Consider the following 23,157-nt stretch of genomic DNA (forward strand, 5'->3'; position numbering starts at 1 on the left):
CCAGCAGCGGCAGCGGGTCGCTGCCGCTGACCGGCTCCCGCAGCGGATGCGCGGCCAGCACCGCGTCCACCTCCGGCGTCAACGCCGCCGCCAGCCGGGTGGCGCAGGGCAGGGAGTCGTCCCGCAGGGTCTCGGCCGCGGCGAGGACCACGGCCTGTCCGTCCGCCCGCGGAACCCCGGCCGCCGCCCGCTCGTACAGGTCGGCGCCCTCCTCCAGCACCAGTCCGGTGTCGATGCCCGCCGGAACCTTGACGCAGGCGGTCCTGCGCCAGGTGGCCACGGGGTCGCCCCAGGCCTCGACGTGGTAGGTCCACCGGCCCGGGCCGTCCGCGACGACCTCCGCGCCCCACCGGTCACTGCCCGGTGCGAGCTCCCGCATCGGCGTGAACGGCCCCGGCCGTCCCTCGGGATCCCTCAGCACCACGTCGGCGGCCACCGCTTCGTGGCCCTCGCGGAAGAGCGTGGCCGTGACCTCGAACGTCTCGCCCACGACGGCCTTGGCCGGCCGCCTGCCGCAGTCGACGGACGGCCGGACGTCCCGTACCGGGACGCGGCCGATGGTCCGACTCGTCTTCATGGGGCTGTGCACCTCCGCCGTGCTCGACGCCCGGGCGGACGCCCGGGCGTGGGACCGGACAAGGGCGGGAAGGTCATCGCCTTCCCGCCGGGGACCGCCGCTCGACGGCCGGAGGGCCCCGTCGGACCGTGGCCGCCGGACGGGGCGTGTCGTTCTGTTCCTGCAGATAGGTGACGAGGGTGGTGCGCAGGTACCGTTCGGCGGCGTCCGCCGCCTCCCGGGCGCAGCGCCTGCCCATCAGCACGCAGAGGGTGTAGCCGGCGTCCTCGAAGGTGGCCCGCACCGTGTGATCGGTCGGGGCCGCCAGCATCACGCGTTCCCAGGCCCGGTATCGACGCAACTGCCGGGCGACTTCGGCTTTGGCGGGTAGCAGCATGGCGCCGTTCACCTTTCCGGGGCTCGATTCGAGGCGCGTCGTCCCGACGGTCGGGCGGCGGCCGTGCGCGTAGCCGCACGGATCCGTAACGGCGATCGAGGTCTTCACACATGGTGCACGGGTGATGACGCGACGTCTTGTTGGAATTTCAATCACTTGGGGCGGTGCGTCGGGGCCGCACCCGCCCGGATGTCGCCCCAGGAGTCACGCAGGTGCGCTCGTGTTGCACGAACGGCCCAACCGCCTCACCCTGAAGGTGACTCAGAAGCGATACCCGCTCACGTTCCGTGTTCGGGGGCTCGCCCCGTGGGGGCGAGGAGGGACGAGAGCTTCGCGTGAGGAGCCAACCACCATGAAGACCGCAGTGCCCTGCTACTACCACCTCGACGTGGAGGTCAGCTCCGAGAAGGTGGGACAGGTCGGCCGCATACTGGCCGCCCACCTCCGGTTCTGGGACCTGGAGAACCTGATGGAGCCCGTCTGCGGCGGCGCCGAGATGCTGCTGCGGGCCATCGACGAGCACGCCACCGACAAGAACACGTCGATCGAGATGTGGTGGAACGGCCAGCACCTCATCACCGCCATCGGGGAGAACAACCGAGCCCTGCGCCCCGACCAGGAGCTGCGCGGCTGCCTCGAGCACATCGCGGCGAGCAGCGACGGCTGGGGCTGCTGCGCCACCGAGAACGGCAGCAAGGTCATCTGGTTCTCGCAGCGCGCCCGCGCCGGCGAACGCGTCCCGCTCGTGCCGACCGCGCCCGACCCGCGCGAGAGCGAGGGACTGGACCTGCCCCGCGAGGTGAGCGTCGCCACGCTCACCGGCCGGGTACGAACGCCGGGCGGCATCCTGGAGGAGGCCCGGTGACCCGGCGACAGAACCGGAAAGGGGCGCCCGCCTGGAGCGGGCGCCCCTACCCGCTGGGTGCGTCCTGCGACGGCGAGGGCACCAACTTCGCGCTCTTCAGCGAGGTGGCCGAAGGCGTCGACCTGGTCCTGGTCGACGACGACGGCCGGCACACCACGGTGCGGCTCACCGAGGTCGACGGCTCCGTCTGGCACGGTTACCTCCCCGGCGTCGGCCCCGGCCGGCGCTACGGCTACCGGGTGCACGGCCCCTGGGCCCCGACGGCCGGCGACCGCTGCAACCCGGCGAAACTCCTCCTCGACCCCTACGCCACGGCGGTGGACGGCCGGATCGACAACCACCCCTCGCTGTACGAGCGCGACCCGCACGGACCCGACCGGGCCGACAGCGCCGGCCACACCGTGCTCGGCGTGGTCACCGACCCGGCCTTCGACTGGGGCGACGACACCCGGCCCGGCCGCCCCTACTCCGACACCGTGATCTACGAGGCCCACGTCAAGGGCCTCACCCGCACCCACCCCGACGTCCCCGCCGAACTCCGCGGCACCTACGCCGGACTGGCGCACCCCGCCGTGGTCGAGCACCTCACCTCGCTGGGCGTCACCGCCGTGGAACTGATGCCGGTCCACCAGTTCGTCCAGGACGGCGTGCTGCAGAGCCGCGACCTGGCCAACTACTGGGGCTACAACACCATCGGCTTCTTCGCCCCGCACAACGCCTACGCCGCCCGCGGCACCCGCGGGCAGCAGGTCACCGAGTTCAAGGAGATGGTGAAGACCCTGCACGCGGCCGGACTCGAGGTGATCCTCGACGTCGTCTACAACCACACCGCCGAGGGCAACCACCTGGGCCCCACCCTCTCCTTCCGGGGCATCGACAACTCCGCGTACTACCGCCTGGTGGACGGCGACTGGGCGCACTACTACGACACCACCGGCACCGGCAACAGCCTGCTGATGCGCCACCCCTACGTCCTCCAGCTGATCATGGACTCGCTCAGGTACTGGGTCACCGAGATGCACGTCGACGGCTTCCGCTTCGACCTCGCGGCCACCCTGGCCCGGCAGTTCCACGAGGTCGACCGGCTGTCGGCGTTCTTCGACCTCATCCAGCAGGACCCCGTGATCAGCCGCGTCAAGCTGATCGCCGAACCCTGGGACGTGGGCGAGGGCGGCTACCAGGTGGGCAACTTCCCCCCGCTGTGGTCGGAGTGGAACGGCCTGTACCGCGACGCCGTACGGGACTTCTGGCGCGGCGAGGAACACACCCTCGGCGAGTTCGCCTCCCGGCTGACCGGCTCCTCCGACCTGTACGCGCACAACGGACGCCGCCCGCGCGCCAGCGTCAACTTCGTCACCGCGCACGACGGTTTCACCCTGCGCGATCTCGTCTCGTACAACGACAAGCACAACGAGGCCAACGGCGAGGGCAACCGGGACGGCGAGAGCACCAACCGCTCCTGGAACTGCGGCGCGGAGGGCCCCACCCGCGACCCGGCCGTACTGGAGCTGCGCGCCCGCCAGCAGCGCAACTTCCTCGCCACCCTGCTGCTCTCCCAGGGCATCCCGATGCTCTCCCACGGCGACGAACTGGGCCGCACCCAGCGCGGCAACAACAACGCCTACTGCCAGGACAACGAGATCAGCTGGATCGACTGGCGGCTCACCGGCGAACAGCGCGAGCTGCTGGACTTCACCCGCAGGCTGATCTCCCTGCGCCTCGCCCACCCCGTGCTGCGCCGCCGCCGCTTCTTCCGGGGCGAGACCGTGCGCCGCGCCGGCCAGCCGCTGCCCGACCTGGTGTGGCTGCTGCCGGACGGACGGGAGATGACCGACGACGACTGGCGGCGCTCCGACGCCCACTCGGTCGGGGTGTTCCTCAACGGCGACGCCATCGCCGAACCAGGCCCGCGCGGCCGGCGCCTGGTCGACGACTCCTTCCTGCTGCTGCTCAACGGCCACTGGGAGCCCGTCCGCTTCCGGCTGCCGGACGCCTCCTACGGGGAGCGCTGGACGGCCCTGATCGACACCGCCGACCCGGAGGGCGTCCCCGACGAGGCGGAGCGCAAGGCGGCCACCACCCTCACCGCGGGCCCCCGCAGCCTGGTCCTGCTGTCCCGCCCGTCCCGTACGGCCCGATGAGCGGCGGGGCGTGCCCGCTGTCAGCGCGCGCGGCGTGACACCACCGTGAACTGGGCGCCCTCGTTGTCGCGGAGCACGGCCTCGTCGGCGCCCAGGGACAGGACGCTGCCGCCGTGCCGCTCGGCGGCGTGGGCGCAGGCGGCCACGTCCTTCACCGCGAAGTGCACCTGCCAGTGCGGCCGGACCGACGGGTCGGGAGCCGACTCCGCCGCCCCCGACTCGATCCGCGCCACCACGTCCCCCTCGCTGCGCAGCACCACTTCCTCGCCCTCGTACCGCACCTCGACGCCGCCCGGCTTGTCGGACGCCCAGTCGAAGACCCCGCCGTAGAAGATCGCGGCGTCGAAGGCGTCACGGGTGTGCAGCCGGACGAACGCGAGCTGTGCGCGGCGCCAGGTGGGCCAGTCGGTGAACAGCTCACCCTCCCAGACCCCGAACGTCGCCCCGTCCCGGTCGGCCAGCAGCGCCGCGCGCCCGGGCGGCAGGGAGATCGGGCCGACCGCCGTGGTGCCGCCGCGCTCCTGCACCCGCCCCGCGGCCTCGTCGGCGCTGCGCACCGCGAAGTACGGCGTCCACGCCACCGCCATCCGCCACATCCCGGCGACCGCGGCGATCCCGGCCACCGGCCGGCCCTCGGACAGGGCGATGCGGAACCGGTCGCCGAGGCGCACCGGACGCCAGTCCCAGCCCAGCACGGCTCCGTAGAACTCCTCGGTCGTCTTCATGTCGCGGCTGGTCAGGCTCACCCAGCAGGGCGTCCCGAACACGGAGTGCGTCGAGACGACGTCCGTCGCGCCGGCGGGGGAGGGCATGTCGTGGTTCATGGCAGTCGCGTCCTGATCTCGTCGGCCTGGCAGCCACCCGGATGGCACCAGTGTCCGCCGGGTACCCCTCCGGGCGCCTGCCGAGTACCCCGGCGGCGGCGCCGAAACGAGAGGCCCCGCCGCCCTGGGGCCACCCCGGTGGCGCAGGGCGGCCCCAGTGGCGACGATGGATGGACCGGACACTGGGTGAAGGCACTCAAGCACTATGCGAAGGCATCAGGAGAACGGCACACCGGACCCGGAGGTGACCATGCCCACGGACGGGGGCGCGGACCGCATCCTCCAGCTGGAGGAAGAGGTGCAGCAGCTGAAGGACGCGGTCGTCTCGCACGCGGTGGTGGACCAGGCGATCGGCATGGTCGTCGCGCTCGGGCGGGTCTCGCCCGACCAGGGCTGGACCGTGCTGAAGGAGGTCTCCCAGCGCACGAACATCAAGCTGCGCACCGTGGCCGACCTGATCCTCGTCTGGGGGCGCACCGGGCTCCTGCCCGTGGAGGTGCGCACCGTGCTGGAGGAGGTCCTGGACCGGCTCGGCCCCACCCAGATCCCGGGCGTGCCGCCGGAGGGCTGACGCGCCCGGCGGAGCACGCCCCGCTCAGCCGGTCTCGGCGAGCAGTTCCTCGCGCAGCTGGGCGAAGCAGCCGCTCAGCAGCCGGGAGACGTGCATCTGCGAGATACCGAGCTGCTCGGCGATGCCGCTCTGCGTCATCCCCCGGAAGAACCGCAGGTAGAGGATGAGCCGCTCGCGCTCCGGCAGCGCCTCCAGACAGGGCCGTACCGCCACCCGGTCGACGACGGTGTCGTAGGCCGGGTCCGGGCCGCCGATCGCGTCGCCCAGGGCGTAACCGTCGGTGCCCGGCATCTCCGCCTCCAGCGACAGCGCGGAGAAGCACTCCAGGGCCTCCATCCCGGTGCGCACCTCGCTCTCGGTCAGCCGGGCGTGCGCGGCGATCTCGGCGACCGTGGGAGAGCGGCCCGAAGTGGTCTGCGCCAGCTCCTTGGCCGTGTGCCGCACACGGTTGCGCAGGTCCTGGACCCGGCGCGGCACGTGCAGCGTCCACATGTGGTCGCGGAAGTGGCGCTTGATCTCGCCGGTGACGGTCGGCACGGCGTACGCCTCGAAGGCGTTGCCGCGTGCCGGGTCGTAGTGGTCCACGGCCTTGACCAGACCGAGGGCCGCCACCTGGTACAGATCCTCCAGGGCCTCACCGCGGCCCCGGAAACGGACGGCGATGCGCTCGGCCATCGGCAGCCAGGCCGTGACCAGCGCGTCGCGCAGCATCCTGCGCTCGGGCCCGTCGGGCAGCCGGGCCAGGCGTTCGAAGTCCCCGGCCGTGTCGGGGGCGTCGTCGTGGGAGTGCTGCTTCCTGGGACTGACGGTACGCATCGCGCGCACCTCCCTGAGCGGGGTGCCGGATGGACAGAACCCGTGGGAGACGGCGGCTCGGACCACGACAGGCCCGCGGCCGCGAAGCGGTCCCCACGGACGTGCCTCCTGTCCGAAGCACTGAGAATCCCCTTCCCCGCGGTCCGACATTCCAAAACCTTTCCTGGAATTCGGCGAGGGAAATCGCCGGAGGGCGCACGGTGGGAAATCAAGTGAATTCACGGCGTGAAATTCCCCGCGGCGGAACGGCGGCCGCGGGCCGGCCCGTCCCCGCCGTCGCGGGCCGCTCGGACGGTGCGCCGGTGAGCACGGCGCCGGACGTGACGTACGGCACGCCCTTCCCGGCCCCCGGCCGGCCGGCCGGGGGATTCCTCCAGCGCAGCGCTTGATCGCCGATCAGCCGGGGCGAACCGCCTGACCACGGCGCATTCCGCTCATTTGACAGTGCGCCGAGGCCGCGGATAGGAAGCATCGGACAGAAGTCGAGAGGTGCACCGTGTACGAGCCGAACGTGGTCGGGGACTGGCAGGAGTACGACGAGCATGCCGGTCTGCGGGTCCGCGTCCACCGTCTGGAATCCGGCGAACCGCCGAGGGGACGGGACGACGCCGCCGAAGGGCTGACGTACTTCAGTGTCCGCGTGACCGTCGAGAATCGCGGTGACCGGCCTTTCTGCATTCACGTCGAGGACGGCCAGATCGACGTACGGACCGGCCCCGACGGCGAGAGCGCGCTCATCGACTGGCGCAATTCGCAGTTCATCGAGGGCTTCGACGTCTACCCGCTGCGCCGTGCCACCGCCGTCCTCTACGCGGCCGGCCCCGAGGCGGCCCTGAGCCAGGTCGACGTCCAGGTCCAGCTGCGCGTCGACGAGGAGTGGGCCGGGCGCCGGCTGTGGGCGGGCGGCGTCGGCGTGCACGAGGGAGCCACGGGGGCGCCGGCGGGCGCGGGCCGGGACAGCCTCGCCCAGCAGGTGAGCGTCTTCCTGCAGGAACAGGCGGAGGAAGGCACCGCCTGAGCGTTCGCGTCAGTGCGGGATGCCGTCGATGATCTCGCGGGCGCCCTGGCGCAGCAGCGCCACGGCGACCGAGGTGCCGAGCGTGGCCGGGTCCAGCCGCCCCGCCCACTCGTGCGCGTTCAGTCGGGTCTTGCCGTCCGGGGTGAAGACGCACGCCCGCAGGGACAGTTCGCCGCCGCGGTCCACCCGTGCGCAGCCGGCGATCGGGCTGTTGCAGTGTCCCTGCAGCACATGCAGGAACATGCGTTCGGCGGCGGCCTCGCGATGGGTGTCCGGGTGGCCGAGGGCGCCGACGGCGTCGATCAGGCCGGTGTCGCCCTCACGGCACTGCAGCGCGAGGATGCCCGCGCCGATGGGCGGCATCATGGCCTCGGGGGAGAGCACCTCGCTGATCACGTCGGTGCGGCCGATCCGTTCCAGGCCGGAGACCGCCAGCAGCAGGGCGTCCGCCTCCCCGGCCGCGAGCTTCTCCAGCCGCCGGTTGGCGTTGCCGCGCAGTGGCACGCACGTCAGATGCGGGTGGGTGGCGGCCAGTTGGGCGACCCGGCGCACCGAGGAGGTGCCGATCCGGGTGCCGGGCGGGAGCTCGTCCAGGGTGAGGCCGCCCGGGTGGACGAGGGCGTCGCGGATGTCGTCCCGCTCCAGGAACGCGGCGAACACCGTGCCCGCCGGGAGCGGCCGGTCGGCGGGCACGTCCTTGACGCAGTGCACGGCGACGTCCGCCTCGCCGGCGAGCAGCGCGGCGTCCACCTCCTTGGTGAACGCGCCCTTGCCCTCCACCTTCGACAGATCGCCGAGCCACTTGTCCCCGGTCGTCCGCACGGGCACGACCTCGGTGCGGACCCCGGGGTGAGCGGCGGCCAACTCGGCCCGGACCCGCTCCACCTGGGCGAGCGCCATGGGCGAGTCACGGGAGACGATACGGACCGGTCCGGGCAGCGACATGCCGCCACGATAGCCCCTCGGGACCTTGCCCGTACCGGGGCGCCGAACGACGCCCCGGCGTCAACGGGCCCTGTACGGTCAGGCGTTCGGGTCGAAGGGGATGCCGGAGGGCTTGGCCGCGGCGAGGTGGGAGGCGAAGCTGCCGTCCTTCAGGCCGAAGTGGGCGCTGCCGAAGTCGTACGAGCTGAGCTTGTCCCGCAGACCCGCCGGGTAGCCGTTCCAGCCGACCAGCGCCGGGTACTGCCAGCTGCCCTTGTGGTTCTCCGGCGGCTCGTCGCCCGAACCCGCGAGGCGGAAGCAGTGGGTGCCGATGCCGTCCTTGTGGTACACGACCTTCGGATGCGTGCCCTCGAAGCGGACCGCCGAGCGGGCGTGGACCGTGAACGACCCGTGGTTGGAGGTCGAGACGTACTGCACGGTGTCGTCGTGCACCCAGACCACGACGTGCTCCCAGTCGTGGCGGTGCCCCCCGAGGCTCGTGCCCGGCAGGGCCTGGTCCTTCTCGAAGTACAGCCCGTAGACGACGGCGCACCAGCCGTTGTTGCACGTGGCGCGTGAGTAACCGTTGGTGTTCTCCAGGTCCGAGGCGTCACGGCAGTTGCCGTTGAGGGCGCCGGTCGGTTTGAGGCCGGTGTTGACGGAGCCGTCCGGGCCGATCGCCGCCGTGGGGTAGCAGCCGTCGGTGTCGTAGTCGTACGCGGGCTGGTACGTCCGCTCCAGGGCGTCCGCGTCGGCCGGCAGGGCGGGAGGGGGCGCGGCGAAGGCGGTGGCGGGGAAGGCGATGACGAGCGCGGCCGCGCCGGCCAGGCCGGTCAGCCATCTCCTGCGGTGCGTTCGGGACGTGCTCGACGGCACTGCGTCCTCCTCGTGGTCCGGGCGCAGCCAACGGCTGTGGGGGAATGGGGAGTTCAGCATCCCGTCTGGACGTATACATGCCAAGAGGGTGCAGGTGCACCCCCGGTGAAGCGCGGCCCAACATGCGTGGTGGCGGGTTACGGACCGTCCCGGATCGCCCCGGTTCGTCCGGCGTGCCGGCCGTCGTCCCCCCGGGTGCGGGGCGGCTGCGGTGGGCGCGGGCGATTGATTGAGTTACGCAATGAGATGGTAAAGTGCGGTGCATGTCCACACCCGACGTCCCCGCCCCCGCGGAAGTGGCCGAGATCGAGCGCGCGCTCCACCGCCTCACCTACCTGAGCACGCGCGCGCGTCAGCACGAGCGGCTGATGGCGCTGGCGGGTGTGCCGCTGGACCGGGCCGCCGTCGCACTGCTGCGGCAGATGGCGGACACCGAGCCGATGCGGCCGGGAGAGCTGGCCGCCCGGCTGGGCGTGGAGGCCTCGCACGTCACCCGCACGGTGCAGCAGCTGCAGAAGTCCGGTCATGTCACCCGGGTCCCGGACCCCGACGACCGCCGCGCCCAGCGCATCGAGCTCACCGGATCCGGCCGGGAGGCCATCGCCCGGATCCGGGAGACGGGAGTCCGCGGCATGCAGGTGGCCCTGGCCGACTGGTCGCCCGACGACCTGCGGCGGCTCGCCACCCTCTTCCACCGCATGGTCGACGACTTCCTCGCCCACGCCGCCGAGGAGCCGGAACCCGCCCACGGCGCCTGACGGCAGGTCCCTCGGGGACCGGTGCCGCACGGTACTTACCGTCGGGTAATATCACGCGGCAGGCCATCGGAGGAGGAACCGTGTCACGGTCCGAACGCTCGCCCCTGCTGCTCGCCGGCCTGCTGGCCGTCGCGGGCGCCGCCCACTTCGCCGCCCCCCGTCAGTTCGACCACATCGTGCCGCGCTCCCTGCCCGGCTCGCCCCGGACCTGGACCCATGCCAGCGGCGCCGTCGAACTCGCGCTGGCCGCCGGGCTGGCGCTGCCCCGCACCCGCAGGGCCGCCGCACTGGCCTCGGCGGCCTTCTTCGTCGGCGTGTTCCCCGCCAACGTGAAGATGGCCGTCGACTGGCGGCACCGCCCCGCCCCGCAGCGGGCCGCGGCCCTCGGCCGGCTGCCCCTGCAGGTGCCGCTGGTGCTGTGGGCGCGCGGCGTCGCCAAGGGCGCGGAGGGCCGGTCGTGAGCGGGCGGGTGGAGAAGGGCGACACGGCCCCGGACTTCGCGCTCCCGGACGAGGCAGGCAGCGTCCGCCGGCTCTCGGAACTGCTCGCCGAAGGGCCGGTGGTGCTGTTCTTCTACCCGGCCGCGCTGAGCCCCGGCTGCACCGCGCAGGCCTGTCGCTTCCGCGACCTCGCCGCCGAGTTCGCCGCGGTGGGCGCGCGGCCGGTGGGCATCAGCGCGGACGCCGTCGAATGGCAGGCGGAGTTCGCCGGCCGGCACTCCCTCGGCATGCCCCTGCTGTCCGACGTCGACGGCACGGTCCGTGAGCGGTTCGGGGTGAAGCGGGGGATCGCTCTGGCGCCGACGAAACGGGCCACCTTCGTCATCGGCCGGGACCGCACCGTCCTGGAGGTCGTGCGCAGCGAACTGCGGATGAACGCCCACGCGGACCGGGCGCTCGCCGCGCTCCGCGCGTAGCGCGGCCCCGGGCGGGCCGTCGCGGTTGATGCGGGGGCGCAATGGGATGATCCTGGACGAATGGATGACGCCTCCGCCGCGATGGTCGTCGATGCCCGCGGCGTCGTGACGGGGTGGAGCGAGGGCGCCCGGCTGCTGACCGGCCACCCGGCCGAGGAGGCCGTGGGGCGGGACGTACGGGCGCTGCTCGCCGAGGACGCGCCGTCCGGCGCCACGCCCCTCCCCTCGGGCCCGGTCACGCTGCGTCACCGCGACGGTCACCCCGTACCGGCCCGGCTCACGGTCCGGCCCCTGCTGGACGCCCGGGGCGCCCCGACCGGGCACCTGATCACCGCCGAGCCGCCCGACGCGGCGCGGACCCCGCTGGCCGCGTGGGCGTTCCAGCAGGCGTCCCTGGCGATCTCGGTCGTCGGCCCCGACCTGCGCTACCTCCTGGTCAACGACACCGCCTGCCGGCTGCTGGGCGAGTCGCAGGAGAACCTCGTCGGACGGTCCTGCCTGGACACCATGGAGGACGACGAGTACACCCGCGGCCTGGACCGGCATCTGCGCCGGGTCACCGGGACGGGCGAGCCGCTGCAGTACGAGGTCTACGCCCAGGCGCCCTCCCAGCCCCGCCCGCGCACCTGGAACATGGAGATGTGGCCGGTCGCCGGGCCCTCCGGCGAGCCGCTGGGCGCCGCCCTCGCGGCGTTCGACACCACCGAGCAGCACCGGGCCCGGCAGCGGCTGGCCCTGCTGAACGAGGCCGCGACCGCCATCGGCACCACCCTGGACGTCGTACGCACCGCCGAGGAACTCGTGGCGCTCATGGTCCCGGCGGTCGCCGACTTCGCCGCCGTCGACCTGCACGACTGGGTCCTCGGCGCCGACGAGCCCCCGGCCCGGCCGGACACCGGGGTCGTGCTGCGCCGGGTGGCGCACGGCTCCGCCGCCGAGGGCTCCCCCGAGGCGGTCGTGCGCCTCGGTCAGACGGACGTCTACCCGCCCTTCTCCCCGCCCGCGCGGGCGCTGCGCGAGTGCAGGGCGGTGCTCGCCCGTGCCGGCGAGCCGGACTTCGACCGGTGGATGACGGTGCGCGGCGTCCCCGCGTGCGTCGCCGACGTCCACTCGCTGCTGGCCGTGCCGCTGCGCGCCCGGGGCGTCGTCCTCGGCGTCGCGGTGGCCGTCCGCAACCTCCACCCCGAGGGGTACGCCGACGACGACGCCGCGCTCGCCGAGGAACTCGCCAGCCGCGCCGCCGTCTGCGTCGACAACGCCCGCCGCTTCGCCCGCGAACGCGCCACCGCGCTGGCCCTCCAGCACAGCCTGCTGCCGAAAGGGCTGCCCGGGCAGGCCGCCGTCGAGGTCGCCCACCGCTATCTGCCCACCTCGTCGGCGGCCGGCATCGGCGGCGACTGGTTCGACGTGATCCCGCTGGCCGGCAGCCGGGTCGCCCTGGTCGTGGGCGACGTCGTCGGCCACGGCATCCCCTCCACGGCCACCATGGGCCGGCTGTGCACGGCCGTGCGCACCCTCGCCGACGTGGACCTCCCGCCCGACGAACTCCTCACCCACCTCGACGACCTGGTCATCCACCTCGCCGCCGACGACCGCGAGGACGTCGGCGAGCTGGGCTCCACCTGCCTGTACGCCGTCTACGACCCCGTCTCCCGGCGCCTGACCGTGGCGGCCGCCGGGCACCCCGCGCCCGCCCTCCTGCTGCCCGACGGGACGTGCCGGCTCATCCACGTGAACGCGGGGCCCCCGCTGGGCGTCGGAGGGCTGCCGTTCGAGGCGACGGAGCTCCAGCTGCCCGAGGGCGCCGTCGTCGCCCTCTACACCGACGGTCTGATCGAGGGCCGCGACCGTGACATCGACCGCGCCACCGAGGCGCTGTGCCGCGCCCTGGAGGTGCCCGCCGACTCGCTGGAGTCCCTGTGCGACGGCGTGCTGAAGGACGTACTGCCCGAGGAGCCCGGCGACGACGTGGCGCTGCTCCTGGCCCGCACCCGGGCCCTGGGCGCCGATCAGGTCGCCACGAGGGACGTGCTGCCGGACCCCGAGGAGGTGGCCGCCGCCCGGGAGTGGGCCGGCGAACGGCTGGCCGCGTGGGGGCTGGAGGAGATCGCCTTCATCACCGAGCTCGTCGTCAGCGAACTGGTCACCAACGCCATCCGGTACGGCGTGCCGCCCGTCCAGCTGCGGCTGATCCGCGACCGCACCCTCATCTGCGAGGTCGCCGACGCCAGCTCCACCTCACCGCATCTGCGCCGCGCCCACGCCTACGACGAGGGCGGCCGCGGACTGCTGCTGGTGGCCCAGCTCACCCAGCGCTGGGGCAGCCGCCAGACGGACCGCGGCAAGACGATCTGGGCGGAGCAGCCGCTGCCGCAGCGGTGATCCGCCGCCCGGCTCCCGCCCGACTCCCGTCCGGCTCCGCGGCGGCCCGGACGAGGCCCCGGCCTGATCGCCCCGGCCGCCCGCCGCGAACCGGGTGCGCCGCGCCTCCGGCCACCCTCCGGCCGCCCGGACGAGAAGCCGTGTCGCGCCGCGCGCTGTGGCCCCGCACCACGGAGCGGGCTCACCGGCCCGCTCCCTCCCGCACGCCACCGCCGCACGCAGCGGCCCCGGACGCCCGGTCAGAACTCCTCGTGGACCTCCGGATCCCCGCCGATCCGCCGGTGGGCGCGGTCGGCGATCGTCCGCATCTGGGCGGCGTCCAGCGCGAAGCCGAAGACGTCGAGGTTCGCGCGCTGCCGCCCCGGATCGGACGACTTGGGGACGGGGAGCACGCCCAGCTGGACGTGCCAGCGCAGCACCGCCTGGGCCGGGGTGACCCCGTGCGCCTCGGCGACGGCGCCCACGGCCCGGTCGTCCAGGAGCGTCGAGCCGCGGCCGAGCGGGCTCCAGCTCTCGATCAGCACGCCCTTGCCGGCGTGGTACGCGCGCAGTTCCTCCTGCGGGAAGAAGGGGTGCAGCTCGATCTGGTTGACCGAGGGAAGCACCCCGGTCTCCTTCTCCAGCCGCTCGATGTGGGCGGGCGTGAAGTTGGAGACGCCGATCGACCGGACGAGCCCGTCCTCACGCAGCTTGATCATGGCCCTCCAGGAGTCGACGTACCGGTCGACGCGGGGGAGCGGCCAGTGGATCAGGTAGAGGTCGACGTACTCCAGGCCGAGCCGGGCGCGGGACTCCTCGAAGGAGGCGAGGGTCTCCTCGTGGCCGTGGTGCCGGCCCGGGAGCTTCGTCGTCACGACGACCTCCTCGCGCGGGACGCCGGCCCGGGCCACGGCACGGCCGACGCCGGTCTCGTTGCGGTAGTTGGCCGCCGTGTCGACGAGGCGGTAGCCCGCCCGGAGGGCCTCGGCCACCGCCCGCTCCGCCTCGGCGTCGTCCATCGGCCAGGTGCCCAGGCCCAGGGCGGGGATCGTCGTGCCGTCGTTGAGGGTGTGGCTCGGGATGCCGCTCATCGGGGTGCCTTCCCGTTGACAGTGTCGTCCCCCCAGCGTCGGGGAGGAGGGGTCGATGATCAACCGGACGGGTAGGGAGACCGGTGGGGACGACCGACGGAGTGGGGAACGCATGACGACGCACGGGGACGGCGCGGGGGAGGACACGGCGGTGGAGGTGCGCCCGGTCACCGGGCACATCGGGGCCGAGATCACCGGTGTCGACCTCGCCGGTGACCTCGACGCCGCCGTGATCGCCGCCGTCAGGGCGGCGGTGCTGCGCTGGAAGGTGGTGTTCTTCCGCGGACAGCGCCTCGACCACGCCGCGCACGTGGCGCTGGCCCGCCGGTTCGGCGAACCGGTCGTGCTGCCCCGGCGCGGCAGGGCGTCCCCGCCGGACTTCCCCGAGATCGAGACCACCGCCGACCGGCTGGAGCTCGGCGGCCGCTTCGGCATGGAGCACGACGAGTGGCTGCGGCGGCGCCGCCACACCCTGCTGCGCGGCTGGCACTGCGACCACGGCGCCCGGGTCGACCCGCCGGCCGCGACGATCCTGCGCGCCGAGACCGTTCCGCCGTACGGCGGCGACACCACCTGGTCGAACCTGGCCGCGGCGTACGCCGGACTGTCCGCGCCGGTGCGGGAGTTCGCCGACCGGCTGCGCGCCGAGCACCGGCTGGGGGTCGGCTACCAGCCCCGCCCCGGCGACGACGCCTATCTGCGCCACCTGCTGGACCGCCAGACCGCCTCGGAGCACCCCTTGGTGCGCGTCCACCCGGAGACCGGGGAGCGGGTGCTGTTCGTCAACGGCTACTACGTCGAGCAGATCACCGGCCTGTCCCGCCCCGAGAGCGCGGCCGTCCTCCAGATGCTCCTGGAGCAGGCCACCCGGCCCGAGTACACCGTGCGGCTGCGCTGGGAGCCGGGCAGCGTGGCGTTCTGGGACAACCGGGCCACCATCCACCTGGCCCCCGGCGACACCGCCCACCTCGACCACCCGCGGATCATGCACCGGGTGATGCTCGCCGGCGACGTCCCGGTCGGCGTGGACGGCAGGCCCTCGCGACCGGTCACCGGTACCGCCCCCGGCCGCTGGTAGCTCACCCGAGGGGGATGGTCACCTCGTCCTCGACCGGCGGGGCGACCTCCTGCGCGCGGTGGCCGGTGGCCGCGTGACAGCGCAGCCGGACCGCCTCCGGGCTCACGTCCAGCCGCAGGAAGCACTTGAAGAACGGCGGGCTGTGGGTGGCCGAACCCGGTGAGAACAGCGACGTGTAGGCCTTGCGCACGGGCAGCCGCAGCCGCTTGCCCCGGTCGGGCCGGCGTCCGGTGCCGAGCAGCCCGGCGACCAGCCGCATCCGGCGGGTGACCCGCGTCGGCGCGCCCGGGGCCCGGGTGGGGCCGATGCCGAGGCGTTCGGCGATCACGGCCATCGCCTCGGCGTCGGTGAGGGCGAAGAAGCGGCGCAGCCGCAGCCGGCGCCCGTACAGGGCGCTGTAGAAGGCCAGGGAGTCGCCGCGCAGCGGATAGCAGCGGAAGTCCCGCTCGGTGACACCGGCGACGTCCACCCGGGGGATGGTGTGGGTGGCGTGGGTGAAGGCGCCGCCGCCGCCCGCCACCACGTACTGCAGGGTGCGCCCGTCGTCCAGGCGTACCGGGTAGCGCTGGTAGTTGTGGATGTCGCCGCCTATCGCGGCCACGTAGTGGTGGGCGGGGTCGCGGACGACGTCGTCGACGGTGCCGCCGCCCTCGATCGGGCACGGGTGGTGCTCGCCGTCCACGTACAGGGGCGAGCCCGTGACGAGGATCTTCGGACGCGGGCCGCGGGAGACCTCCCGCAGCCACGCGCCCTGTTCGGCGTCGACGGTGCCCAGCAGTCCCGTGTCGATGCCGACGATCCGCACAGGCCCGGCGTCGATCGCCCAGTACGGCCCCGGCTGCACCGCCCGCTGGGCGGGCGCGGACCGCATCGCGCGCGCCTCGTCCAGGCGCCCGCCGTCCCCGGCGCGCGGCCGGTGCCACAACAGGGAGCGCAGCCGGGCGCGGCTGAGCGGGCGTGGCGCCGGAGCGGGCGGCAGCGGCGGGGCGTCGCCGCAGAAGACGCGCATGAAGCCGCCGAGGTCCTCGTACCAGTCGTGGTTGCCCGGTATCGCGTAGACCGGCGCCGGGTAGTCCCGGTACGGGCGGAAGAACTTGTCGGCGTAGTCGTCGGCGCTGCCCACCGGGTAGATCACATCGCTGGCGAGCACGGCGAAGGCGGTGTCCCGGCCCTCCTCCAGCAGCCCGGGCACCATCGCGTACTGGGGCTCGCCGCCCTCGCCGGTGTCGCCGATCACCAGGAACGAGAACCGGTCCGGATCGTCGCGCCGGATCACCTTGTCGGCGGGCGCGCCGGCCGCCGCCCGCTGGGCCACCCAGCGGGCGCGGGTGTCTCCCGTGGGGTCGCCGAGCCAGGAGGCCAGCACCCCGTTGCGGGCGGCCCACAGCGTTCTCGGGTCGAACCAGGAGATCTTCTCGACCTTGTGCGGCATCAGCCGCCGGTACGTACCGCGTTCGGCGGCGCCCCAGCCGGCGCCCTCGGCGGTATCGCGTGAGGATTCGGACACCGGTGCACCGTAACAACGGTGCGAGGGCCGGCCGCAGAGCGGGGTGCCGGTGAATCCCCGCCCTACGGACACGAGTTGGGGACGACGGTCAGAAGGTGCGTGCCAACAGGCCGAGCAGCGCCGCCCAGTGACGCTCGTCCGCCTCCTTGTCGTACGCGGCCGTGTCGGACTGGGTGTAACCGTGTCCGGCCCCGGCGTACACCTCGCAACGGTGCCGGACACCGGCGTCCGTCAGGGCCCGCTCCAGGCGTTCGATCTGCTCCGGGGGCAGCGAGCGGTCCCGGTCGGCGTGGCCGAAGTACACCTCGGCGGTGATCCGGCCGGCCACCAGGTGCGGACTGTCCGGCGCGTCCGTCGCCAGCCGGCCCCCGTGGAACCCGGCCGCGGCGGCCACCCGGTCCGGGTAGGCGCCGGCGGTGCGCAGGGCCAGGGCCGCGCCCATGCAGTAGCCGGTCACCGCCACCGGGCCGCCGGCCGCCGCCGGGCACTCGGCGAGCCATCGCAGATACGCCCCGGCGTCCCGCATCGCCCGCTCGGGCGTCAGCGCCCGCATGGTCGGACGGAGCCGCCGGAAGATCTCCGGCCGCGCCCCCGCGTCGATGAACTCCGGCAGCTCGACCACCGGGGCGCGCCCGCGCCGGTGGAAGACGTTCGGCACCAGGACGGTGTAGCCGGCCCGCGCCAGCCGGTCGGCCATCTCCCGCAGCCGCGGACGCAGGCCGTAGGCGTCCATGTACCACAGGACCGCGGGGCGGGCGCCCCCCTCCACGGGACGCGTCAGATACGCGTCGACGGTCCCGTCCTCGGTGCGGATGTCGACGTCGGTTCCCCGTACGGCGGTCACCACCGGACCGTCGCCCTCACCCGGACTCACTCGAACCGCGAGACGTCGCCGGCGCCCCTGCGCACGATCTCCGCCTCGCCGCCCGAGAAGTCGATCACGGTGGTCGGCTCGGTGCCGCAGTCGCCGGAGTCGAGCACCGCGTCCACCTGGTGGTCGAGCAGGTCCTTGATCTCCCAGCCCTGGGTCATCGGCTCGTCCTCGCCGGGCAGCAGCAGGGTGCTGGACAGGAGCGGCTCACCGAGTTCGGCCAACAGGGCCTGGGTGACGACGTGGTCCGGGATGCGCACGCCGACCGTCTTCTTCTTGGGGTGCATCAGCATGCGCGGCACCTCCTTCGTCGCGGGCAGGATGAACGTGTAGCTGCCCGGGGTCGACGCCTTCACCGCGCGGAACACGTCGTTGTCGATCCGCACGAACTGGCCGAGCTGCGCGAAGTCCCGGCACATCAGGGTGAAGTGGTGCCGGTCGTCCAGCTTGCGGATCGTGCGGATCCGGTCGATGCCGGAACGACTGCCCAGACGGCAGCCGAGTGCGTAGCAGGAGTCCGTGGGATACGCGACGAGGGCGTCGGAGCGGATGCTCTCGGCGACCTGCGCGATGGTGCGCGGCTGGGGGTTGTCGGGGTGCACGTCGAAGTACTTCGCCATTCACCGAGCTTATGCCGCCCGGGGGCCGAGGGCCGCACACGCCGTTTCGGGGCGGGGCGCGCGGACGCGGGGTGAGCCGCGCGCACGGGTGGGGTAACGTCCCCGGCCTGGGCCGGGAACGACGAGCGGACGAGGGGAAGGCCGGGGTGGCAGGCCGTGGGGACGGAATCCGGCGGACGCCGGTGACGGCCGGGGAGCATCCGGCGTGGGCGCGGGAACTGCTCGCACACCTGCGCCCGGGCGGGCGGGACGTCGGCAGGATCGTCGACTGGCTGGCCGCCACCGCGCACGCGGAGGTGTCCCTCCAGGACGCCGCCGGCACGCCGCTCGCCGGTACCCGGCTGCCGCTGGACGAGGCCCTCGTCGCCGACCTCGGCTCCGGCCGGATCGCCTCCGCCGCCTGGGAGGGGGAGGGGCGCCACGTGCGCCTGGTGAGGATCGGGCACCCCTCGAGGACCCGGGTGCTGGCCGTCTCCCGCGAGGCCCCCTTCGACCGGCACGCCTCCGACGTCGTCACGCACACCGCCCAGGTGATCGAACTCCTGCTGACCGCCCACGAGACCGACGCCGCCGGACACCGGCTGCGGCGGGCCACCGCCGATCTCCGGCTGGCGATCCTGCAGCTGCTGATGGTCGAGGACACCGTCGCCGCCCGCCGGGTCGCCGCCGGGTTCTGGCCCGGCCTGCTCGACGCCGACACGGCCTGCGTCTACGTCGTCGAGTCCGCGCCCGCCCTGCGCGACCGGCTCGCCGCGGAGTGCCTGGACACCACGCGGGAGGAGGCGCTGGTCGTGCGCTGCCCGGCGATGGACGGGCACGTGATCGTCGTCGGTCCCCGCGAGGCCACCGCCGGCGAGCTGCGGTCGCTGGTCGGACGGCACCCGGACACCTTCCTCGGCGGCAGCGTGCGGCAGAGCCTCGCCCGTACCGCCACCGCGTACGGGCAGGCCGTCAGCGCCCTGGCGGTGGCGCGCTTCCGCGCCGACAAGACGGCCGTGTACGCCGAACGCACCCACCCGGAGCGGCTGATGGACCCCGCCGCACTGCGCGGCTGGGCGGCCCGGGTGCTGCGCCCGCTCGACGCGCTGCCGCACCACACCCGCGCCGAACTCCTCGCCACCACCCGCCTCGGCCTGGAGTTCACCGCCGTCAGCGCGGCCAAGGTCCTCGGCGTCAGCCGCAACACCGTGCGGGCCCGCATGGAACGCGTCGAGGCCATGCTGGGCGTCGACTTCGACGACGTCACCGTCCGCGCCGTGGTGCACCTGGCGCTCCACACCCAGATCAACCTCCTGGACGGGCAGGCGGACGGCGCCGGCGCGGCGCCCTCCCCGGGCCTCGCCGGCCTGCTGGCCGGCCCCGCCGTCGGCGGCTGGGCGCGGGAGCTGCTGGGGCGGCTGGAGGGGGACGCCCGGAACGTGCGCCGCACCCTGTGCGCCTGGATCGCCGCCGGCGGCAACGCCGAGCGGGCCGCGCGGCGCCTGGGCGTGCACGCCCAGACCGTGCGCGAGCACGTGCGCAGCGCCGAACCGGTCCTGGAACGCCAGTTGCTGGCCGCCGGGACCGACCTGTACGAGGTGGTGCTGGCCCATCTGGCGGCGGGTGACCTGGAACAGCCGGTCCTCGCGGGTGGATGAACCGGTCCTTTCGGACTCGGTTGTGCACGGCTGAGCCCTTCGGCGGCCGCGGCGGGCACCGGTGCGGTACACAGCCCCGCCCCGCCGCGCATAGTTTCGGCGCATCGCGGGGGCACGACCGGAACGGGGGACCGGTCGCGCCCCCGCCCTTTCGCCGCCGTGTGCCTCCGGCGGGGACGGGTACCCGTCCGCCGCTGTGGAGGCCCCCGCCCCGGTGCGCCGGGGTGGGCGGGCCCGTGACGAGCACCGCGACGAGGAGGCCCGGATGACCAGCGAGACGGAGACCGGCGGCGCCACCGGCACGCAGGACAAGGACTACGACCTGATCTGGTACGTCGAGGCGTGCCTGAGCAACGCACTGCGCCTGGAGGGCTACATCCAGGACGCCGAACGCGCAAAGGACACCGAGGTCGCCGACCTGTTCCGCAAGGCCCAGGCGGACAGCCGCAAGGGCGCGGAACTCGGCAAGGGGCTGCTGCGCGCACGCCTGAACGGCGGCTGAACACACCGCTGTGCCGGACCCGGCCGCCGCGCACGACCGCGGCGGCCGGACCCGTGCCGGCGCGGGCCGCCTCCCGCGCACGGCCCGGCGCAACCGGCGGTTCCCCGAGTCGCCGACCGCGGTGATGCGCGGCAGCATGACCCTCGTACGCGCCACCGCGGGGGGTCGAGCAGTTCAAGGAGCCCACGATCATGACGGACGTTTCGAGCCGGGGCCCCGCTCCGGGCGACGACCGAAAGGTACTCACCAACCGGCAGGGCCACCCGGTCTACGACAACCAGAACCAGCGGACCGTCGGCTCCCGCGGCCCGGCCACGCTGGAGAACTACCAGTTCCTGGAGAAGATCAGCCACTTCGACCGGGAACGCATCCCCGAACGCGTGGTGCACGCCCGCGGCGTCACCGCGTACGGCTACTTCGAGGCGTACGGGAAGTGGGGCGACGAGCCGGTCTCCCGCTACACCCGCGCCAGGCTCTTCCAGGAGGAGGGCAAGCGCACGGACGTGGCCGTCCGCTTCTCCACCGTCATCGGCGGACGCGACTCCTCCGAGGCCGCCCGCGACCCCCGCGGCTTCGCGGTGAAGTTCTACACCGAGGACGGCAACTGGGACCTCGTCGGCAACAACCTGGGCGTCTTCTTCATCCGGGACGCGATCAAGTTCCCGGACGTCATCCACGCCCTCAAGCCCGACCCGGTCACCTTCGAGCAGCAGCCGCGCCGCATCTTCGACTTCATGTCGCAGACGCCGGAGTGCATGCACATGCTGGTCAACCTGTTCAGCCCGCGCGGCATCCCGGCGGACTACCGCCACATGCAGGGCTTCGGCGTGAACACCTACAAGTGGGTCGACGCCGAGGGCAACACCAAGCTGGTCAAGTACCACTGGATGCCCAAGCAGGGCGTGCGCAGCATGACCGAGGAGGACGCGGCGAACGTCCAGGCCGAGTCGCTCGGCCACGCCACCAAGGACCTGTACGAGGCGGTGGAGCGCGGCGAGCACCCGGAGTGGGAACTGCTGGTCCAGATGATGGACGACCACGACCACCCGGAGCTGGACTTCGACCCGCTGGACGACACCAAGACCTGGCCGGAGCAGGACTTCCCGCCGAAGCCGGTGGGCCGGATGGTGCTGAACCGGATGCCGGGCAACTTCTTCGCCGAGAACGAGCAGATCTCCTTCGGCACCGGCGTCCTCGTCGACGGTCTGGACTTCTCCGACGACAAGATGCTCGTCGGCAGGACCTTCTCCTACAGCGACACCCAGCGCCATCGCGTCGGCCCGAACTACCTGCAGCTGCCCGTCAACCAGGCCAAGCACGCCGACGTGCGCACCAACCAGCGCGACGGGCAGATGGCGTACGTCCAGGACAACGGCGGGGAGAACCCGCACGTCAACTACGAGCCGTCGATCACCGGCGGTCTGCGGGAGGCCCAGTACCCGACGCACGACGACCAGGGCCCCGAGATCGTGGGCCGGCTCACCCGCAAGCGCATCGAGCGCACCAACGACTACCTCCAGGCGGGCCAGCGCTACTGCCTGATGGAGGACTGGGAGCGCGACGACCTGGTGAAGAACTTCGTCACCCTGATCTCCCAGTGCGACCGGGAGGTGCAGGAGCGCATGGTGTGGCACTTCCTGCTGGTCGAGAACGACCTCGGCCGCAGGGTCGGCGAGGGCCTCGGGATCATGCCGGAGGACGTCGCCCACCTGGAGCCCCTGGACAGCCAGAACCTCACCGACGAGGACCGCAAGCGGCTGGCCGGCCTCGGCGACAACCCGCCGCGCGACGTGGAGGGACTCACCATGACCCACTGCGTCCCCGACGAACGGCACGTGGTGACCCGCTAGAGACGGTCCGCCGACCGCGCCACCGCGAGCGCCTGCTCGGCGTAGCCGCGTCCGAACAGCACGGCGTGCACCAGCAGCGGGAACAGCTGGTGCACGCCGACGCGTGTCCGCCACCCCTCGGCGAGCGGCGCCGCCTCCCGGTAGCCGTCCAGCACCGCGTCCAGCCGGGGACAGCCGAAGAGGGCGAGCATCGCCAGATCGGTCTCCCGGTGCCCGCCGTGGGCGGCCGGGTCGATCAGCCGGACGTGCCCGTCGGCGCCCCAGAGCACGTTGCCGTTCCACAGGTCGCCGTGCAGCCGCGCGGGCGGCTCGGCGGGCCCGGCGAGCTCCGGCAGCCGCTCACAGACCCGCTCGACGACGTCCGCCTCACCGGCGGTGACGGTGCCGTCGTCGACCGCCCGGCGCAGATACGGCAGGACCCGGTGCCCGGCGTACCAGCCGGGCCAGTCGTCGCCGGTGACGTTGCGCATCGGGGCGAGCCCGATGAACGCTTCCACCGGGCCGCCCGGCGGCGGCGCCCCGAAGGCCGGCGCGCCGGCGGCGTGCAGCGCGGCCAGCTCCCGGCCGAACCGCAGCGCCGCCCCCCGCCCGGGCGGGCCCTGCGCCACCCGGTCGACGACCAGCCGGTGCGCGTCGTGACCGTGCACCGCCGGCACCCGCACCGCCCCGGCCGCGGCCAGCCAGCGCAGCCCCGCCGCCTCGGCGCGCGCGGCCTCCGCTCCCGCGGCGTTCTTGACGACCACCGCCCGGCCGTCGTCGAGGGCGACCTCGGCGAGCGAGGCGGACAGCGGACGCACACCGGTCACCGCCCGCCCGGTGAGCCGGGCCGCCACGGCCCCCGGACCGTCACCGTCCCGGGCGGACGGACCGGGAGGGAGGCTCATGGGCGGACTCCTCACGTACGGACGACGCACAGCCGCGCGGACGGGCGTTCGTGCCCAGGGTACGAGCCCTGCGCACGCCCGCGTTCGCCGTCGG

Annotated in this window: 23 protein-coding genes; 12 read left to right on the forward strand and 11 right to left on the reverse strand. The window is 73.7% G+C overall.

Annotated features, from left to right (window positions below; all coding sequences use genetic code 11):
• A partial coding sequence (locus ADK41_RS20025; RefSeq protein WP_030832996.1) for a maltotransferase domain-containing protein occupies positions 1–577 on the reverse strand: 577 nt, incomplete at its 3' end.
• Between the two features lie 73 nt (positions 578–650).
• Positions 651–953, reverse strand: coding sequence for a DUF5133 domain-containing protein (locus ADK41_RS20030; protein ID WP_030832998.1), 303 nt, complete (start codon positions 951–953; stop codon positions 651–653).
• A gap of 352 nt (positions 954–1,305) precedes the next feature.
• Between ADK41_RS20030 and ADK41_RS20035 the strand changes: the two genes are divergently transcribed.
• Positions 1,306–1,818 carry a hypothetical protein gene (locus ADK41_RS20035; protein ID WP_030833002.1) on the forward strand — a complete coding sequence of 171 codons (513 nt, stop codon included), beginning with the start codon at positions 1,306–1,308 and terminating at the stop codon, positions 1,816–1,818.
• Positions 1,815–3,959 carry a glycogen debranching protein GlgX gene (gene glgX, locus ADK41_RS20040; RefSeq protein ID WP_030833005.1) on the forward strand — a complete coding sequence of 715 codons (2,145 nt, stop codon included), beginning with the start codon at positions 1,815–1,817 and terminating at the stop codon, positions 3,957–3,959. The genes ADK41_RS20035 and glgX overlap by 4 nt, the downstream gene beginning before the upstream one ends.
• A 20-nt stretch (positions 3,960–3,979) precedes the next feature.
• Here glgX and ADK41_RS20045 read toward each other — a convergent pair whose 3' ends face one another.
• Entirely contained in the window at positions 3,980–4,783 is an 804-nt protein-coding gene (locus ADK41_RS20045; protein WP_030833008.1) for a VOC family protein, read from the reverse strand.
• Positions 4,784–5,033: 250 nt separating this feature from the next.
• On the opposite strand from ADK41_RS20045, the gene ADK41_RS20050 reads away from it, so the two are divergent.
• Positions 5,034–5,354 (forward strand): ANTAR domain-containing protein, encoded by a 321-nt coding sequence (locus tag ADK41_RS20050; protein WP_199821961.1) that lies wholly within the window; start codon positions 5,034–5,036, stop codon positions 5,352–5,354.
• 24 nt (positions 5,355–5,378) lie between these two features.
• Here ADK41_RS20050 and ADK41_RS20055 read toward each other — a convergent pair whose 3' ends face one another.
• Positions 5,379–6,170, reverse strand: coding sequence for an RNA polymerase sigma factor SigF (locus ADK41_RS20055; RefSeq protein ID WP_030833013.1), 792 nt, complete (start codon positions 6,168–6,170; stop codon positions 5,379–5,381).
• 496 nt (positions 6,171–6,666) lie between these two features.
• Between ADK41_RS20055 and ADK41_RS20060 the strand changes: the two genes are divergently transcribed.
• Complete coding sequence (locus ADK41_RS20060) at positions 6,667–7,188, forward strand: hypothetical protein (RefSeq protein ID WP_030833018.1); 522 nt, start codon at positions 6,667–6,669, stop codon at positions 7,186–7,188.
• Between the two features lie 9 nt (positions 7,189–7,197).
• Here the strand turns inward: ADK41_RS20060 and hemC are convergent, their stop codons facing one another.
• The gene (hemC, locus tag ADK41_RS20065; RefSeq protein WP_030833022.1) at positions 7,198–8,133 is read right to left on the reverse strand and encodes a hydroxymethylbilane synthase; all 936 of its coding nucleotides are present in this window, start codon (positions 8,131–8,133) and stop codon (positions 7,198–7,200) included.
• Between the two features lie 78 nt (positions 8,134–8,211).
• Positions 8,212–8,988 (reverse strand): NPP1 family protein, encoded by a 777-nt coding sequence (locus ADK41_RS20070; RefSeq protein WP_030833026.1) that lies wholly within the window; start codon positions 8,986–8,988, stop codon positions 8,212–8,214.
• A gap of 263 nt (positions 8,989–9,251) precedes the next feature.
• On the opposite strand from ADK41_RS20070, the gene ADK41_RS20075 reads away from it, so the two are divergent.
• The 4 genes from ADK41_RS20075 to ADK41_RS20090 all read left to right on the forward strand — a co-directional run bounded on the left by ADK41_RS20075 (position 9,252) and on the right by ADK41_RS20090 (position 13,044).
• A complete protein-coding gene (locus tag ADK41_RS20075) occupies positions 9,252–9,746 on the forward strand; it encodes a MarR family winged helix-turn-helix transcriptional regulator (protein ID WP_030833029.1) in 495 nt (164 codons plus the stop codon).
• A gap of 80 nt (positions 9,747–9,826) precedes the next feature.
• Positions 9,827–10,207, forward strand: coding sequence for a DoxX family protein (locus ADK41_RS20080; RefSeq protein ID WP_030833032.1), 381 nt, complete (start codon positions 9,827–9,829; stop codon positions 10,205–10,207).
• Positions 10,204–10,662: a peroxiredoxin gene (locus tag ADK41_RS20085; protein ID WP_030833035.1), complete on the forward strand. Its 459-nt coding sequence runs from the start codon at positions 10,204–10,206 to the stop codon at positions 10,660–10,662. The genes ADK41_RS20080 and ADK41_RS20085 overlap by 4 nt, the downstream gene beginning before the upstream one ends.
• 60 nt (positions 10,663–10,722) lie before the next feature.
• Positions 10,723–13,044 carry a SpoIIE family protein phosphatase gene (locus ADK41_RS20090; protein WP_030833038.1) on the forward strand — a complete coding sequence of 774 codons (2,322 nt, stop codon included), beginning with the start codon at positions 10,723–10,725 and terminating at the stop codon, positions 13,042–13,044.
• A gap of 239 nt (positions 13,045–13,283) precedes the next feature.
• Here ADK41_RS20090 and ADK41_RS20095 read toward each other — a convergent pair whose 3' ends face one another.
• A complete protein-coding gene (locus ADK41_RS20095) occupies positions 13,284–14,114 on the reverse strand; it encodes an aldo/keto reductase (RefSeq protein ID WP_030833041.1) in 831 nt (276 codons plus the stop codon).
• 112 nt (positions 14,115–14,226) lie between these two features.
• Between ADK41_RS20095 and ADK41_RS20100 the strand changes: the two genes are divergently transcribed.
• Complete coding sequence (locus tag ADK41_RS20100; protein ID WP_030833044.1) at positions 14,227–15,192, forward strand: TauD/TfdA dioxygenase family protein; 966 nt, start codon at positions 14,227–14,229, stop codon at positions 15,190–15,192.
• Position 15,193: 1 nt separating this feature from the next.
• On the opposite strand, the gene ADK41_RS20105 is transcribed toward ADK41_RS20100, so the two are convergent.
• From ADK41_RS20105 to ADK41_RS20115, 3 genes are all read right to left on the reverse strand, one after another.
• The gene (locus ADK41_RS20105) at positions 15,194–16,699 is read right to left on the reverse strand and encodes a metallophosphoesterase family protein (protein WP_030833047.1); all 1,506 of its coding nucleotides are present in this window, start codon (positions 16,697–16,699) and stop codon (positions 15,194–15,196) included.
• 88 nt (positions 16,700–16,787) lie between these two features.
• Positions 16,788–17,543, reverse strand: a complete 756-nt coding sequence (locus ADK41_RS20110) for a dienelactone hydrolase family protein (protein WP_030833051.1) — start codon at positions 17,541–17,543, stop codon at positions 16,788–16,790.
• 26 nt (positions 17,544–17,569) lie between these two features.
• On the reverse strand, positions 17,570–18,190 hold the full coding sequence (locus ADK41_RS20115) for an L-threonylcarbamoyladenylate synthase (protein WP_030833055.1): 621 nt from the start codon (positions 18,188–18,190) through the stop codon (positions 17,570–17,572).
• A 146-nt stretch (positions 18,191–18,336) separates the two neighbouring features.
• Here ADK41_RS20115 and ADK41_RS20120 point away from each other — a divergent pair, with 146 nt between their 5' ends.
• The 3 genes from ADK41_RS20120 (at position 18,337) to ADK41_RS20130 (ending at position 22,179) form a co-directional block, all read left to right on the forward strand.
• The gene (locus ADK41_RS20120; RefSeq protein WP_030833058.1) at positions 18,337–19,827 is read left to right on the forward strand and encodes a helix-turn-helix domain-containing protein; all 1,491 of its coding nucleotides are present in this window, start codon (positions 18,337–18,339) and stop codon (positions 19,825–19,827) included.
• Positions 19,828–20,092: 265 nt separating this feature from the next.
• Entirely contained in the window at positions 20,093–20,329 is a 237-nt protein-coding gene (locus ADK41_RS20125; RefSeq protein ID WP_030833059.1) for a hypothetical protein, read from the forward strand.
• A 191-nt stretch (positions 20,330–20,520) separates the two neighbouring features.
• Positions 20,521–22,179, forward strand: a complete 1,659-nt coding sequence (locus ADK41_RS20130; protein WP_030833067.1) for a catalase — start codon at positions 20,521–20,523, stop codon at positions 22,177–22,179.
• Here the strand turns inward: ADK41_RS20130 and ADK41_RS20135 are convergent.
• On the reverse strand, positions 22,176–23,063 hold the full coding sequence (locus ADK41_RS20135) for a fructosamine kinase family protein (protein ID WP_030833070.1): 888 nt from the start codon (positions 23,061–23,063) through the stop codon (positions 22,176–22,178). The genes ADK41_RS20130 and ADK41_RS20135 overlap by 4 nt on opposite strands.
• Between the last annotated feature and the right edge of the window lie 94 nt (positions 23,064–23,157).

The organism is Streptomyces caelestis (genome assembly GCF_001279005.1).
GTDB lineage: Bacteria > Actinomycetota > Actinomycetes > Streptomycetales > Streptomycetaceae > Streptomyces > Streptomyces heliomycini.